Here is a 15,590-nt window from a genome sequence, read left to right on the forward strand (position 1 = left end):
GTCCTCCCGATGTAAAATCTGGAGGATTTTTTATGCAATAGGATGAAGAACTTTTTTTTCTTTTTTAGTATGGTAACGTTAGCTTCTTATATTTCTTTAAGTTGCCAGAATAATGCTGTTGCCGTTGCTGAACATCCTCAAGTTACAGATACCTTAAGAAAATTAAAAGATACTATTCGAATTACTGCCGTTGGCGACATGATGCTTGGCTCTGCTTTTCCTAGTAAATTAAATCTTCCTGCCGATGATGCCATTGGTAGTTTCTCTGCAGTTGATTCTTTTCTATCAGGGGATGTTGTTTTCGGCAATTTAGAAGGTTGCTTTTTAAACTCAGGTAATTCAAACAAATGCAAAGGTGTAAACCCGAACAGCTGTTATGCTTTTAGAATGCCCGATCGCTATGCAGCTATCTTTAAAAAAGCTGGATTTAATGTTTTAAGTGTTGCTAATAACCATGTTGGCGATTTTGACTCACAAGGAAGGAAAAATACAGCAAAAATTCTTGATTCGTTACAGATTAACTACGCTGGTCAACTAGATAAACCTTTTGCGATTTTCGAAAAAGATAACATGAGGTATGCATTTTGTGCTTTTGCTCCAAATGAAAATACCGTTTCGATAAAAAACATCGACAGCGCAAAAATGTTAGTTTCAGCATTAAAAAAGCAAGTTGATATTGTAATTGTATCTTTTCATGGAGGTGGTGAGGGAGCAAGTTTCGAACATGTTACCCGTAAAACCGAAATCTTTTATAAAGAAAATCGGGGTAATGTTTACGCCTTCTCGCATGGCGTAATTGATGCCGGAGCCGATGTAGTTTTAGGCCATGGCCCACACGTAACTCGAGCAGTAGAAGTATATAAAAATAAATTTATCGCCTATAGTTTGGGCAACTTTTGCACATACGGCATGTTTAGCTTAAAAGGGTCAAACGGCTTTGCCCCACTACTGCAACTCAAATTGAATGGAAAAGGAGATTTTGTTTCGGCTAATGTAATTTCTGTTAAACAGGATAAAATTAACCGATTACAAATCGATTCAACATTCGCTGCATTTAAAAGAATGAAGTATTTAACGGAGGTCGATTTTCCAGAAAATAATTTAATTTTTGCGAACAATCTGATTATACAAAAGCAGACAGCTAATAATTAAAACTGCCTACCTGTTCCTAAGCCTCGTCTTTAGTATTCCTAACAAGCCCAATTCCGGACACAAAGAAGATAATACCTATAATTCCCATAACGGCAAGCTCTCGCGTTTGTATGCTATGATTTACAAATCCAACTGCAGCCCATATTAATCCAATAATACCGAGTATAGTTAATATAGTTCCAAAAATACGTTTTACGTTCATGTTGATAGATTTTAACCTATAACAAGATAAACGTAATATTTGTTTTTAATTCCACCATATAAGGAATGTAAGATTGATATAAGCTGGAGGTTTAGGATTCTTATATGTTTCTTACATTCCTTATATGGCAAAGCCTGCTACCAAATTACCAAGCGATTTTCTGGTGATCGGTACATTTTACCCGTTGGCTTAATATCAAATGCTCTATAAAATGCTTCCAAATTATAAACGGCACCGTTAACCCTAAACATTTCTGGCGAATGTGGATCGGTTTGTAAACGAACCCGCATATTTTCATCTCTATCTTTAATTCTCCAAACTTGAGCAAAGCTTAAAAAGAAACGTTGATCTGGCGTTAAACCATCAATTTCTTTCTTTGCTTCTTTGCCTTGTTCTGTTAATTTAAAAGCATCATAAGCAATCGCTAATCCACCAATATCTGCAAGGTTCTCTCCTAAGGTTAATTTACCATTTACGTGTTGATTATCCAATAAGGTAAATCCATTATATAGCGCAACTACTTTATCTGCTTTCATTTTAAATTTATCAGCATCTGCTTTTGTCCACCAATCTTTCATGTTTCCTTGTGCATCGTACTGGCGTCCTTGATCGTCGAAGCCGTGTGTCATTTCGTGGCCTATCACAGCGCCAATGGCACCATAGTTAATGGCATCATCCGCATTTGCGTCAAAGAACGGGAACTGTAAAATCCCAGCTGGGAACACAATTTCATTAAATGTAGGATTGTAATATGCGTTTACGGTTGGTGGCGACATTGCCCATTCTGTTTTATCTACCGCTTTACCAATTTTTGCAATCGTTTCGTTATATGTATGTACTCTAGCACTTCTGTTATTATTTAAATAATCGCCTTTAACAATCGTAACATCATCGTAATTTTTCCATTTAGATGGATAGCCTATTTTCTTTAAAAAAATATTCAATTTTTCTGTTGCCTTTTGCTTCGTTTCTGCAGTCATCCAGTCGAGATTCTTAATCCGAACGGCAAAAACCTTCTGCAAATTATTCACCAATTCGTCCATCCTACTTTTAGCTTCTGGCTTAAAATATTTCTCTACATAAAGCTGTCCAAGCAACTCGCCTAGGTTGGTATTTACACTACCAACTATTTTTTTCCAACGTTCTCTTTGCTTCTTTTGCCCGTTAAACATTTTTGCAAAATCGAAATTTGCATTCACAAAAGCTTTACTTAATAAACCAGCATTTCTATTGACGTAATCGAATTTTAATTTAGTTTTCCAATCTGCAAGCTGCTCGCTAGCTAATAAGGTGCTTAACGTTTTAAAGTACTCGGGCTGACCAACATTTATACTATCTGTTTTAATCTTCATTGCAGAGAAAATGCCGCTAAAATTAAGATTTGGTGCCATTTTTTTAAAATCAGCAACGCTCATTTTGTTGTAGTTCTTCTGAGGGTCTCTAAGCGCTTCTGGACTTAAGTGCGATTTCGCAATTTTTGTTTCTAAAGCAAGCAATGTTGCCGCATTTTTTGCTGCCGTTGCCGTATCTGATCCCGATAAGGCAAATAAGGTTTTTGCATAAGTAATTAATCCAGCTCTTGCCGCCTTTGATGAGCTATCTGTTTTAAAATAATATTCTCTTTCAGGTAAGGTAAGGCCGGCTTGATAGAATGATGCAATATTTTTAATACTATTTTTTTCATCAGCCCCAACATACATCCCCAAAAGTTCAGCTTCATCGGTTTTTACGAGTTCTGCTAACAAAGCTGTTAAATCTTGATTGTTGCCTACCGCATCTATTTTTGCCAATACAGGTTTTAGGGGTTCGGCGCCCAATTTCTCGATGGTAACCGTATCCATACCACTAGCATAATAGTCGCCCAATTTCTGTTGAACCGAACCATTTGCTGCACCGGCCTTTTCGGCATCTTCTAAAATTCCTTTCAAGTTTTTTACATTCTCTTCATTCAAGGTATAAAAACTCCCCCAGCCGCTTTGATCGTCAGGAATAACCGTAGTTTTCATCCATTTACCATTCGCATATTCAAAAAAATTATCTCCAGGATTAACGGTAGTATCCATTCCCGCTGTATCAAAGAATGCTGTTCTTTCTGCTTCGCCATCATTTTTGCTTTGGCAAGCAACCAATAGACCAAGGCCTATTACTAAAAAACCTAGTTTTAGATTCATAATGATTTGATTAAAAAATATTTAAATTAAATGTACACAGAAAATCAATATATTACGTAATATTGATTAGTTAATTAAACCAAAACCCCATGTACAATTACGTCCCATTAGTCTTACTTTTTATTGCACTTATTATTCTTTTCAGTTCATTTGTAACGGTTAAACAAGGAACAATTGCTGTGGTTACTGTTTTCGGAAAATATCGGAGGCAATTAAAACCGGGCCTTAGTTTAAAAATTCCTTTGATTGAGCAAATTCATTCTAAAATATCTATCCAAAATCGTTCGGTAGAGCTTTCTTTTCAAGCCGTAACGCAAGATCAGGCAAATGTTTATTTTAAAGCGATGCTTTTGTATTCGGTACTTAACCACGATGAAGAAACAATTAAAAATGTTGCTTTTAAGTTTGTCGACTCGACCAACTTGATGCAAGCGTTAATTAGAACCATAGAAGGATCGATTAGAGCGTATGTAGCGACCCAAAAGCAAGCGAATGTACTATCACAAAGAAACGAGATTGTAGACCATGTAAAGCATCAAATAGATCAGGTACTCGAAAGCTGGGGCTATCATTTGCAAGATCTTCAATTGAACGATATTACGTTCGATGAAGAGATCATGCGTTCAATGAGCCGTGTAGTTGCTTCTAATAATTTAAAAGCTGCAGCCGAAAATGAAGGGCAGGCGCTGTTAATTACCAAAACTAAAGGTGCAGAGGCTGATGGAAATGCGATTAAAATTGCCGCAGCCGCGGAAAGGGAGGCGGCACAATTGCGTGGACAAGGTATTGCGTTATTCCGTGCCGAAGTAGCGCATGGTATGACTAAAGCTGCTCAGGAAATGGAGCAAGCCAATCTCGATATTTCAGTTATTCTTTTCACCATGTGGACTGAATCGATTAAACATTTTGCAGAAAACAGCGATGGAAATGTAATTTTCTTAGACGGTTCTACCGACGGGATGAATAAAACGATGAAAGAGATGATGGCAATGCAGATGGCAAAGGAAGGCAAGAAGGGGTAAATGTAGTGAGAGCCTATTAGATAGATGGCGGCATCATGGTTACCGCACTTGTGCTATTATTTAAGGGTTCAACAAGACTGATATGGTATATGACCTTGCTGAATTCAGATTCCGGGAAAAATAACTTGCGCAAGTGCAGGTTTAAATTACCTTTTTTGTATATGATAATGTTGTCGACTTCTTCTTCGAAGTTGAAATTGTAACTTGTTTGAGCATAGCTTTGAAGAAAATGATTTAAATCTTGTCGAATAGACGACTAAACACAAAAAAGGGAAACAGATTTTTGCCTGAGTAGCATCCTCTATTTCCCATTTCAAATTTCCTTATTACTCTACTTATTAATACTCGGATTTGCCTTACTTAATTTCTGGTCTAAACCGGTCATTTTAATATAATCGATCATTACTTTTAAACTTTCATCTTGTACAAAATCAGATGCTTCTTCTTTCGTAAGCTTATCGCCCTTTTTTAGTGGAGTTAAGCCTTTCGACGCTCTTAGCTGATTAACCTTTGCTAGCGATCTAGCTTCCATTGCATCACGTTCTGCCTTAAGTTTTGTTTCGTTTAAAGTAACTGTAGTTTCGGCATCCCGTTTTTTACCATCGGCAATATCTTCTACTAATACTTTATAGTCGACCGAGTTTGCCATCCGTTGGTTGTGCAGCTTTAGCAAATTAGCTTTCACAGCGCTCAAGTCGGCCACACTGGTATAATTAGATGGCTTTACCATATCGAATGGCAATGCCGAAGGTTCGGTATCTTCACCAATTTTATCTAAAGGATAAACCGATGGGAAGCTAATGTCAGGAATAACACCCTTATGTTGTGTACTGTTTCCGTTGATACGGTAAAATTTACCCACAGTTAAATTAATTTGCCCGAATTGAATAATACCATCCTTGTCTACAACAGGTGCTGAACTTGTAGAAGCTGGGGTTCCGCTAGAATCTCTAATGGCTACTTTTTCAGATTTTACTCCACCTATTTTACCAACGGTTGCGTTATTAGCCGATCTTAGTGCTGCCGAAAGTTTCTGTAAAAATGATGGTTCAAAAAGTCGGTTCATATCAATCGAATTCTGTACCGTTCCTTTACCATAGGTTTGCGTGCCCATAATAATACCTCTTCCATAATCTTGTATTGCACCAGCAAAAATTTCTGAAGCCGAAGCACTTAAACGGTCAACAAGCACTCCAAATGGACCCGTCCATACAGCACCAGGGTTTTTATCTTCACTTACATCGACTGCATTTCTAAAATCTTTAACTTGTACAACCGGACCTTTATCTATAAATAAACCAGTAAGGTCGATTGCTTCCATTAGTGAACCTCCTCCATTGGCACGAAGATCCATTACAATAGCATCAACCTTGTCTATATTTTTTAAGGTATCTATTAATAAACGTACGTCACGAGTAGTGCTTTTATAATTTGGATCGCCTGCATTAGCGGCTTTAAAATCGGCATAAAAAGCAGGTACGTCGATTATTCCAATTTTATAAGGTTTGCCATCCGATTGAATAGTTTTTACGCTTTTCTTAGCCGATTGATCCGCTAAAATTACTTTTTCTCTTACCAAGGTAATCACAACTGGCTTAGCCGAAAGCTCTTGTCCCACAGGGATAATTTTTAACCTCACTGTTGTACCTTTTGGGCCTTTTATTTTAGAAACAGCATTATCAATTCTCCAACCTACGATATCGACAAATTCGCCATTTACACCTTGCGCTACAGCAACAATACGATCGCCTGTATTCACCAACTTACTTTTAAATGCAGGTCCGCCTGGCACAATTGACATAATCTTAACAACTTCATTATCCAATTGCAACGTAGCCCCAATACCTTCGATAGATCTAGACATCTCTTGGTTAAACACCTCTGCATTTCTTGGGTTAAAATAATTGGTATGTGGATCAATGGCTTCAGTAAAGGAATCCATCACAATTTGAAATACATCTTGATTATTAAATTTTGCGGCTTGAGATTTCAAATTCTCATAGCGTTTTTTCAAGGTTTCTTGATTTTTTGCCATATCTGAGCTCGCAATCTTCAAATTAACCAACTCATATTTAACCCTCTTTTTCCAAATATCATCTAAAGCAGTAGTACTTGTAGTCCAGGGCATTTTTTCACGATCAAATACATAGGTATCATTTTGGTTAAAATCGTACTTGCCTGTAATTTGAGCTATAGAATAATTAATTCGCTCGTTATACCTTTTCAAGTATACATTAAAAATATAAAATGGCCCACTAAGATCGCCAATTCTAAATGCATCGTCTAAAGTAGTTCTGTACTTTTCGAATTCCTTAATATCAGACGCTAAAAAATAATACTTCGAAGGGTCTAATGCTTTTATATATCTATCGAAAACGATCGAAGAAATAGAATCATTAATTTTAATTTTCTTATAATTATAATTTTCAATTAAGCCTACCAATTCCTTGCAAACCAACGCTTGTTGATCATCTGGCTTAATATTCTGAACGCCATCAACCACTTTCTGTACCTCAGGCTTTGCGCTACACGCCAATGCCGCGGCTGTAAACGTTATCATTAAAACTCTTCTTAACATCGCTTTGAATAATTTAAAATCCATTTCTTAGTAATCCCGTATCCAATATGATACCAATTTGTTAAATAAACGAAAAAGATACAGCTTTTGCGTGTATCTTTTTTGTAATTTTTATAATTTATTTTTAATTAGATAGAAATAACCTTGCTTTTGAGCGCTAATACGACCAATCCAATTACACTTTTTACTTTCGTTTTCTTGAAAATATTTTTCCGATGGGTTTCTACGGTACGCTTACTTATTTCTAATTTAGCTGCAATATCATTATTGCTAAGCTCTTGGATAATTAATCTTACAATTTCAACTTCTCTTTTACTTAGGGTACTAAAAGGATTTTTTAAAGTTTGCATGATTAGGGATTAGAAGGTTTACCTAACAAATGTGAAAAAACCTTTAACTCTTAGCAATACCTTGAAATGGGTATATTTAACTGCCTAGTTATGCTTAGCCGGGTGTCCTGTCCATTGCCTAAATACTAACTACGATGTACCAACTACTTAAAAGCTAAATTATCTTATGATCGTACGCGTACTTTAGCAAGCCTACGATACTTTGTGTTCCGGTTTTTCTAAAAATATTTTTGCGATGGGTTTCTACTGTGCGTTCGCTGATAAATAAAAGGTCAGCAATCTTCTTATTGCTATATTCATTTTCAATAAGTCGAATAATTTCGATTTCTCTATTGGTTAGGTGTGAGCTTTCATCGTCATTGGTAAACGACTTCATCAACTCTTTAGTGATCTCTTCACCAAAAAAATTGAGGCCACCAGACAATTTAGCCAAGGCTTCTAATAATTCTTGTTTGCCCGTGTTTTTAAGAATATAACCTGAGATACCGGCATCAATCATTTCTCTAATCACTTGCCGCTCGCCAAACATCGATAAGGCAAGTACTTTAATTTTGGGGAACTTCTTTTTTACGTTTCGTGTGAGCTCAACACCAGTCATTTCTGGCATATTAATATCCGTTAGCAGCACGTCTACCTCAAGATTTGCTAACTTGTCTAGTACTTCTTTAGGCCGATTGCTGCAGCCCACAATGGTGTAGTGCTCTTCGTTATCAAGTAAAGATCGCAAACCATCTACTACTAACTGATGATCATCAACAATAAATAAGTTTGTTTTCGGCTTAGGTTCCACGCCACTAATCTACAAAGGAATAAAGATAGCTACAAGAGTACCTGCTCCTGGTGTTGAAGAAAAATCTACTTGACCTTTTAAGTATTCGACACGAGTTCTAATATTTTTTAAGCCAACACCTTCGAAGTCGTCTAAAGACGAACGATCAAAGCCTCTTCCATTATCTTCTATCATTACCGTAATACTTTCCTCCTCTTTCGTTAGTTGAATAGCTAAGCTATTGGCCTCTGCATGTTTGATTACATTGTTAACCGCTTCTTGAATAACCCTATATAATACCATTTCTACATTTTGGTCTAAGCGTTCGTTTAATCCAAATGTGCTCAAGTTTATTTTTAGTTTCCGAGCATCGATTTTATCGATAAAATTGTGCAAAGCAGTGGCTAAACCCGACTTTAGCAAGATATTAGGAGCCATTTGATGGGAAATAACACGTACTTCTCTGCAACTCTCATCTACTAGTGAAAGTGTTTTTTCGAACATTTTTTCAGCATGATTATCTTCAAATTGAAGGTGGTCTGCCAATGCCGAAAGATTCATTTTTACGGCAGAAAACATCTGGCCAAGGCCATCGTGTAGCTCTCCACTAATTCGTTTTCGCTCCACTTCTTCGGCTTGTAACACTGCTTTAGTAGCCAAATCTTGCTGCAAAATAACTTCTTGTTGTAATCTTGCATCTTGTTTTAACCTATAACGATTATAAATTAAATAGCTGATAAATATCGCTAAAATAAACAGGCTAATGATGGCCATGATTACAAAATCTCGTTGCGATAGTTTTAACTTTTGAATGGTATTTTCCTTATTTAACAGCGAAATCTGTTGCAACTTTTTCTCAGTTTCATATTTAGTTTGCAGTTCGCTAATTTGTTCACTTTTTGTGGCGTTAAATATCGAATCCTTTACCGAAACATATTTTTTATGGGCTGCGTATGCTTCGTCGAACTCCTTATTTTCTTCATAGATTTTCGACAAGAGCAAATAGGCATTTTGTAACATGTCGGGATAGTTAATTCCCTTGCTAAACGTAATGGCTTGCTTGCCATAAGCTATCGCCTTGGCTACCTCACCTTTTGCATTATACACTTCAGTGAGCTCAGTTAGGCAGATGGCAATTCCATAGTTATCTTTAATTTCCCTTCTAAGGGCTAAGCTTTTTTCTAGATTTTCTATAGCTGGTGGATAATTCTTCATCAAACTATACACATAACCAATATATTCCAAGCTGTACGATTCGCCTAATTTCTCTTTCACCTTTCGATAGGCATTTAACGAGAATTGGTATTGAGAAAGTGCCTTTTTATAGTCGCCCTTTTCTTCGTAAACCAAACCAATATTGTTATAGGCGTTGGCAATTAGCGAATTATTCTTTGCTAAGGAAGCTTCATTTAAAGACCTTGTATAATAAGCCAATGCGTCCTTTAGGGATTTATTTTTCTTTAAAAGCGTCCCAATTTCATTGCAAACAGCTGCAATTAATTCGTGTCGATCAGATTTCTCTGCAATGTGCAACGCCGTTAAGTAAATTTTAAGTGCCTGCTCGTGCTTACCGCTAAAATATGCGATGTTGCCTAAAATGATATCAGCATTAACCAATGCGTAATAATCTTTTGCTTTATCGGCAGAAAACTTAACCTGTTTTAGAATTTCAGTGGCCTTATCAGGATGGGCACGAAATATATGCTGGGCAGAATCTAATAGGGGATTACGTTGTGCAAACGTAGGATTAGATAGGAAGAGTATCTTTAAAATAATAAATGAAAAAAGGCAGAAAAGCGTATTCGACATTTAACTAGGCACTCAGAGAATTAATTTTTTGCTTAGTTGTTTTTCAGAAATAGATGCTTTAGTTGCTTTAATCTGGCTATTAAATTGGCTCATTTTAAAATATTTGGCCAATGATTCTGCTTTATTTACATCTAAACGCGCTAAGTTATATTCCTTTTTCTTAACCTTAACGGTGGCAATTCCTAATATCGATTCGATGTATGCTGCATTATTTTTTAACTGCTTTGCCAATATACCTTGTTGGGTAAAAAACCACATTGATTGAGTTAATTTATTTGCTCCAAAATAAATTTTTCCCAACTGATTATAGGAAGCCATCTGGCCTGCTTTATTACCTATACGAGAATAGGTTTTTAAGGCCACATTTAACACCACCTGCTCGGCTTCGGTATAATGCGAGAGCAATAGGTGAACATTGCTCATTCTGAGCAAAGATGTAGCGTATTTTGTAAGCCTTTTATCGCTATTGTATTCAAAAGCTGCTTTGCCGAACAAGGTTAAAGCTTCATTCAAATCGCCCCTACGTTCATTACGCTCTGCATCTGCAAAAAAAATGTCGGCCTCAGTTTCATCTGTATTAGATACCGCCACATTAATTGCTGGGCCATAAGAAGTTATATCTTGAGGGCCAGAAACATTGGACTGTGCAAGGGCATTTGAAGCGATCCAAGAGCAAATTAACGCTAGGCAAATTTTGTTCATATCATAAAGATACGAATAATTTTAGTTAAACACCTGTAAATTAACATCAAAAGATGCCCAAACCATAGTTGGATGCGAATCGCAATGGTAAATTTCTCCAGTTGAAGCGATTCCGATAACTCCAGCAAAACCATCAAACGCCTTTAATTCAGCAAAAGATTTATCACAGGCTGAGGATAGCGTAAACCCATCAGTTACTCGGGTTACAATTTTTGCGGCTAAGGCACCGCTAACAATATCTTCGCCCACACCAGTGCAAGAAATTCCTGCAAATTCGTTGGCAAAATTGCCTGCAACTGTTGCCGAATCGCTCACACGACAAGGGATTTCGAAACCTTTGCCTCCGGTAGAGGTTGCCGCAGCTATATGACCATTGCCATCTAAAGCTACACAGCCAACGGTACCCTTTCTATCGCTTAAGTTAAGTTTTTCTTCGTATTCGGACTGGCGTTGGGAAGTAATAGGATCGTAGTAATCAAATCCATTTTTTCTGGCAAAAGCTAAGGCTCCTTCGCCACTAAGCACTCGATCATCATAGTTAACTAGCTTAGCTGCTACCTGAATTGGGTTTTTCACATTCTCTAAATTAATCACTCCACTAAATTTCTGCGTGTTTCCATCCATTAATGAAGCACTTAATCTTACTTTACCATCACTTTGGATGTGAGAACCTAATCCAGCATTAAATAATTCATCATCTTCCAATAAACTCACGGCATACACCACGGTTTCGGCAGCGGTATGTATTTTCAAAAATTCGTGCGCCATTTCTGCAATTTTACCTAATGAATCTTGCTTTGCTTTTTTTACTTCTGGAGTGGTAAGCGATTCGCCAATGAATCCACCATGTATAATTAATTTCATTACTAGTATTTAGTATATAGTATTTAGATAAATTTACTCCCGACTGAGAACTCCCAAATTAGAACTTATTCTGTCGGAATTACTCTCGGATGATGAATTACCAATTGATGATTGCTTAAATCATAAATATCGCCATCACACATTACATGAACGATCATATTTTTAATCGAAACCGGTTGGCCCATTTCTACATCGGTTAAATTGGTGTCGGCCATGCTTCTGCCATCAACTAAAATTACCATTCCAGAACCAATTGCTTCCATAGCGTGTTCGTGGATATAAAGGCCGGTATCCTCACCCAAGCCAATGCCTAAGATACCTGGATTACTCGCCGCAGCATATAATAGACGACCTATTCGGCCGCGTTGAACAAAATGAGTATCTACAATTACATCATCAATAAAACCTAGTCCACCAGTAATTTTAACCTCTCCTTTCAACAAAGCATCTTTGCTGCTCCCTTGATAAATCATATTTTTAGAACTTGCAGCAGCACCAGCTGATGTACCTGCAATCACGATTTCTGTATTTTGATACTTATCTAATAAAATGCGATGAATTTCTGTCCCACCAAAAATTGAGCTTAACCGTAATTGATCACCACCAGTAAAGATAATTACATCGGCTGCCCTAATCCTTTCGGCATGCGCCGGATTATTTGCTTCTTCCCTACTTCCGATATTTAATACCCCAACATCGTGAACATCCAGTTGTTCAAACGCTTTGATGTACTCTTCGCCTACCTTTTCTGGAATTAACGAAGCCGTAGTCATAATCTCGAACCGAGAATCGTTACCTTTAATTGATTCGGTAGTTATTCTTTTTAAAATTCCACGTTCAAAAAAGTTCATGTTCTGCGGTAATCCGAATTGTGTTTCGGCAAAACTTCCTGTGTTTATTGCACCACCTATTATAATTAATTTACCCTTTGGAGCCATATTTCATCGGTATATCATTTGTTCTCTAATGGTAATGAAACTAGCATGGGCATATACATTGTATATACTCATCCTTTTTTCTTACTTAACTATTAGCAATTGCGCCAAATATATAGGCATCAGCTTAATAATTAACATTATTTTTATCAATAATATATTTTTAATTAACATTTAGCTGCGATTTTGTGTTTGACTAGAATTATCCAAAAAAATTTTATACTTTAATTTTTTCTTTGAGCTATATACCTAAAAGAGTATAAACGTTCCATTACCACCATTTAAACAGAACATACATGAATCTATCATGAGCAAACAATTATTAAATAGCAAAAAACTTGCTCATGCTAGCTTCATCACCATTAAAATAAACATAAACTAATGAAAATATTAGGCATACAGGTTTTAAGAGGCCCAAACATTTGGTCGATTAATCGAAAAAAGTTAATTCAAATGCGTTTAGATCTCGAAGAGCTAGAACAACGCCCTACCAATGTGATTGAAGGCTTTAGGGAGCGAATTGAAAAATTAATCCCAAGTTTACACAGCCATCGTTGTTCGAAAGGCGCTCCTGGCGGTTTTCTATTGCGCGTTGAAGAGGGTACTTGGATGGGCCATGTAATTGAACATATCGCTTTAGAGATACAAACTTTAGCGGGTATGGATACTGGCTTTGGTCGCACCCGACAAACGAAAACAGATGGCATATATAATGTAGTATTTAGTTACCTTGAAGAAAAAGCAGGGGTTTTTGCCGCCGAATCGGCTGTTCGCATTGCTGAAGCTTTGATTAACGATACCGATTATGATTTAGAACACGACATCCAACGGATGCGCGAGTTGAGGGAAACTGAACGGTTAGGTCCAAGCACAGGTTCTATTGTAGACGAAGCCATTGCAAGAGACATACCCTGGATACGGCTAAATAAAAGCTCCTTAGTACAATTAGGCTATGGCAAAAATCAAGTTCGTTTTAGGGCTACAATGACCGAAAAAACGAGCAGTATTGCCGTAGATATTGCGGGTAACAAAGACGAAACTAAACGCTTGTTAAATGATGCTGCAATTCCAGTGGCTAAAGGGGTAACGGCATCTTCTTTAGATGATGTTCATGACGCCATAAAAAGAGTAGGCTTTCCTTTGGTATTTAAGCCGCTTGACGGCAATCATGGCAAAGGCGCTACCATTAATATTAAAAATGAAGAAGAAGCCATTGCTGCTTTTCATTATGCAAAGGAATATTCGAGAAGAATTATTGTAGAAAGCTTTATTACTGGACACGATTTTAGGGTGTTGGTAATCGACCATAAAATGGTAGCTGCCGCCTTACGTGTGCCTGCACATGTTAAGGGTGATGGGAAACAAACCGTACAGCAGTTAATCGATAAAGAAAACGAAGACCCTCGTCGTGGTTATGGACATGAAAATGTACTAACCGAAATTACCGTCGATCGTGATACCTTAGATTTATTAGAGAAAAAAGGATATACCCTAGAAACTATTGCTCCGAAAGGAGAAGTCGTCTTCTTAAAATCGACCGCCAACTTAAGTACTGGAGGTACTTCGATCGATGTAACTGATCAGGTTCACCCTCAAAATGTGTTTAACTGTGAACGAATTTCTCGGATAGTGGGTTTAGATATTTGCGGCATCGACATTATGGCACAAAACTTAACTGAACCCTTAACCGAAAACGGCGGGGTTGTTTTAGAAGTAAATGCAGCACCTGGTTTTAGAATGCACTTAGCACCGAGCGAAGGCTTACCTCGAAATGTTGCGGCCCCGGTAATCGATATGCTTTATCCACCCGGAAAATCTGCCCGCATTCCAATTATTGCAGTTACAGGTACAAATGGAAAAACAACCACCACCCGATTAATTGCGCATATTGTTAAAAATAACGGCAGCAGAGTAGGATTTACCACTTCTGATGGCATTTATGTGCAAAACACGATGTTGATGAAAGGCGATACTACTGGCCCTTTCAGCGCAGAATTTATCTTGAAAGAACCAACCGTTGAGGTGGCTGTTTTAGAAACGGCAAGGGGCGGAATATTACGTGCAGGTTTAGGCTTTAATCGATGCGATATTGGCGTGGTCACTAATATTCAGGAAGACCACTTGGGTATATCCGACATTCATACCCTCGAAGATCTAACACGCGTAAAAGCAGTGGTTATAGGCGCGGTAAAAAAAACAGGGTGGGCAGTACTAAATGCTGATAATGCCTACTGTTTGAAGATTGCAGAAACTGCCGATTGTAATGTGACCTATTTTAGCATGGATGAAAAAAATCCCGTAATTAAGGAACACTGTAAAAATGGGGGAATTGCTGCAATTTACGAGAATGGCTATGTTACGATTAAAAAGGGCGATTGGAAAATCAGAGTTGAAAAAGCAACACATATTCCGTTAACATTTAATGGTACGGTAGACTTTATGATTCAAAATGTGTTGGCTGCTACTTTAGCCACATTCTTATGGGGGTACAAGACAGAAGACATTCGGATGTCGCTAGAAACCTTTATTCCATCAGCTGCACAAACCCCAGGAAGGATGAATATCTTTAAATTCAAAGATTTTCAAGTGCTGGTCGATTTTGCACATAACCCCGACGGATTTAATGGCATTAAAAACTATTTACAATCTACAGAAGCCACTGAACATGTCGGCGTGATTTCTGGAACCGGTGATCGTAGGGATGAAGATATTATTGAAACTGCTCGCATTGCCGCCCAAATGTTCGATAAGGTGGTGATCTGCCAAGAGAAATATTTACGTGGACGTAAACAACAAGAGCTAATCGATTTGCTTATGGTTGGACTAAAAGAAGTAAAACCCGATATTCCAATTGAAGTAAATAATAATGGCGACGATTGCATGAAGAATTTAATTAAAAATGCAATACCCGGTTCTTTCATTACAATACTAAGCGATACCATTGATAATGCGATTGGTAAAGCAACGTATTATTTGGATAAGGAATTGGATAGAAAATAATAAATAAACACTTTGACAAATTTTAAAAGTTTGTCA

The 15,590-nt window shown here is 37.3% G+C and carries 12 protein-coding genes; 3 read left to right on the plus strand and 9 right to left on the minus strand.

Annotated features, from left to right (window positions below):
- Positions 1 to 42: 42 nt before the first annotated feature.
- Positions 43 to 1,152 (plus strand): CapA family protein, encoded by a 1,110-nt coding sequence (locus WG904_RS04135; RefSeq protein WP_339578022.1) that lies wholly within the window; start codon positions 43 to 45, stop codon positions 1,150 to 1,152.
- Between the two features lie 16 nt (positions 1,153 to 1,168).
- Here the strand turns inward: WG904_RS04135 and WG904_RS04140 are convergent, their stop codons facing one another.
- The gene (locus tag WG904_RS04140) at positions 1,169 to 1,354 is read right to left on the minus strand and encodes a hypothetical protein (RefSeq protein WP_339578023.1); all 186 of its coding nucleotides are present in this window, start codon (positions 1,352 to 1,354) and stop codon (positions 1,169 to 1,171) included.
- Positions 1,355 to 1,491: 137 nt separating this feature from the next.
- Positions 1,492 to 3,525, minus strand: a complete 2,034-nt coding sequence (locus tag WG904_RS04145) for a M13 family metallopeptidase (protein ID WP_339578024.1) — start codon at positions 3,523 to 3,525, stop codon at positions 1,492 to 1,494.
- An 89-nt stretch (positions 3,526 to 3,614) separates the two neighbouring features.
- Here WG904_RS04145 and WG904_RS04150 point away from each other — a divergent pair, with 89 nt between their 5' ends.
- Positions 3,615 to 4,547: an SPFH domain-containing protein gene (locus WG904_RS04150; RefSeq protein WP_339578025.1), complete on the plus strand. Its 933-nt coding sequence runs from the start codon at positions 3,615 to 3,617 to the stop codon at positions 4,545 to 4,547.
- A 331-nt stretch (positions 4,548 to 4,878) separates the two neighbouring features.
- On the opposite strand, the gene WG904_RS04155 is transcribed toward WG904_RS04150, so the two are convergent.
- The 7 genes from WG904_RS04155 to WG904_RS04185 all read right to left on the minus strand — a co-directional run bounded on the left by WG904_RS04155 (position 4,879) and on the right by WG904_RS04185 (position 12,557).
- A complete protein-coding gene (locus tag WG904_RS04155) occupies positions 4,879 to 7,149 on the minus strand; it encodes a carboxy terminal-processing peptidase (RefSeq protein ID WP_339578026.1) in 2,271 nt (756 codons plus the stop codon).
- 104 nt (positions 7,150 to 7,253) lie between these two features.
- On the minus strand, positions 7,254 to 7,475 hold the full coding sequence (locus WG904_RS04160) for a response regulator transcription factor (protein WP_339578027.1): 222 nt from the start codon (positions 7,473 to 7,475) through the stop codon (positions 7,254 to 7,256).
- 154 nt (positions 7,476 to 7,629) lie between these two features.
- On the minus strand, positions 7,630 to 8,265 hold the full coding sequence (locus tag WG904_RS04165) for a response regulator (RefSeq protein ID WP_339578028.1): 636 nt from the start codon (positions 8,263 to 8,265) through the stop codon (positions 7,630 to 7,632).
- 9 nt (positions 8,266 to 8,274) lie between these two features.
- On the minus strand, positions 8,275 to 10,053 hold the full coding sequence (locus WG904_RS04170) for a tetratricopeptide repeat-containing sensor histidine kinase (protein WP_339578029.1): 1,779 nt from the start codon (positions 10,051 to 10,053) through the stop codon (positions 8,275 to 8,277).
- Positions 10,054 to 10,065: 12 nt separating this feature from the next.
- Positions 10,066 to 10,755 (minus strand): hypothetical protein, encoded by a 690-nt coding sequence (locus WG904_RS04175; protein WP_339578030.1) that lies wholly within the window; start codon positions 10,753 to 10,755, stop codon positions 10,066 to 10,068.
- Between the two features lie 21 nt (positions 10,756 to 10,776).
- The gene (locus WG904_RS04180) at positions 10,777 to 11,619 is read right to left on the minus strand and encodes an isoaspartyl peptidase/L-asparaginase (protein WP_339578031.1); all 843 of its coding nucleotides are present in this window, start codon (positions 11,617 to 11,619) and stop codon (positions 10,777 to 10,779) included.
- 65 nt (positions 11,620 to 11,684) lie between these two features.
- Positions 11,685 to 12,557 carry a cyanophycinase gene (locus WG904_RS04185; RefSeq protein WP_339578032.1) on the minus strand — a complete coding sequence of 291 codons (873 nt, stop codon included), beginning with the start codon at positions 12,555 to 12,557 and terminating at the stop codon, positions 11,685 to 11,687.
- A 378-nt stretch (positions 12,558 to 12,935) separates the two neighbouring features.
- On the opposite strand from WG904_RS04185, the gene cphA reads away from it, so the two are divergent.
- On the plus strand, positions 12,936 to 15,554 hold the full coding sequence (gene cphA, locus WG904_RS04190) for a cyanophycin synthetase (protein WP_339578033.1): 2,619 nt from the start codon (positions 12,936 to 12,938) through the stop codon (positions 15,552 to 15,554).
- Positions 15,555 to 15,590: the final 36 nt, after the last annotated feature.

The organism is Pedobacter anseongensis (assembly GCF_037482965.1).
GTDB classification, from domain to species: domain Bacteria; phylum Bacteroidota; class Bacteroidia; order Sphingobacteriales; family Sphingobacteriaceae; genus Pedobacter; species Pedobacter anseongensis.

What these genes read in the sequence shown, in the direction of transcription:
- WG904_RS04135 (WP_339578022.1), top strand. Translation starts at nt 43, where the DNA reads ATGAAGAACTTTTTTTTCTTTTTTAGTATGGTAACGTTAGCTTCTTAT.
- WG904_RS04140 (WP_339578023.1), bottom strand. Translation starts at nt 1,354, where the DNA reads ATGAACGTAAAACGTATTTTTGGAACTATATTAACTATACTCGGTATT.
- WG904_RS04145 (WP_339578024.1), bottom strand. Translation starts at nt 3,525, where the DNA reads ATGAATCTAAAACTAGGTTTTTTAGTAATAGGCCTTGGTCTATTGGTT.
- WG904_RS04150 (WP_339578025.1), top strand. Translation starts at nt 3,615, where the DNA reads ATGTACAATTACGTCCCATTAGTCTTACTTTTTATTGCACTTATTATT.
- WG904_RS04155 (WP_339578026.1), bottom strand. Translation starts at nt 7,149, where the DNA reads ATGGATTTTAAATTATTCAAAGCGATGTTAAGAAGAGTTTTAATGATA.
- WG904_RS04160 (WP_339578027.1), bottom strand. Translation starts at nt 7,475, where the DNA reads ATGCAAACTTTAAAAAATCCTTTTAGTACCCTAAGTAAAAGAGAAGTT.
- WG904_RS04170 (WP_339578029.1), bottom strand. Translation starts at nt 10,053, where the DNA reads ATGTCGAATACGCTTTTCTGCCTTTTTTCATTTATTATTTTAAAGATA.
- WG904_RS04175 (WP_339578030.1), bottom strand. Translation starts at nt 10,755, where the DNA reads ATGAACAAAATTTGCCTAGCGTTAATTTGCTCTTGGATCGCTTCAAAT.
- WG904_RS04180 (WP_339578031.1), bottom strand. Translation starts at nt 11,619, where the DNA reads ATGAAATTAATTATACATGGTGGATTCATTGGCGAATCGCTTACCACT.
- WG904_RS04185 (WP_339578032.1), bottom strand. Translation starts at nt 12,557, where the DNA reads ATGGCTCCAAAGGGTAAATTAATTATAATAGGTGGTGCAATAAACACA.
- cphA (WP_339578033.1), top strand. Translation starts at nt 12,936, where the DNA reads ATGAAAATATTAGGCATACAGGTTTTAAGAGGCCCAAACATTTGGTCG.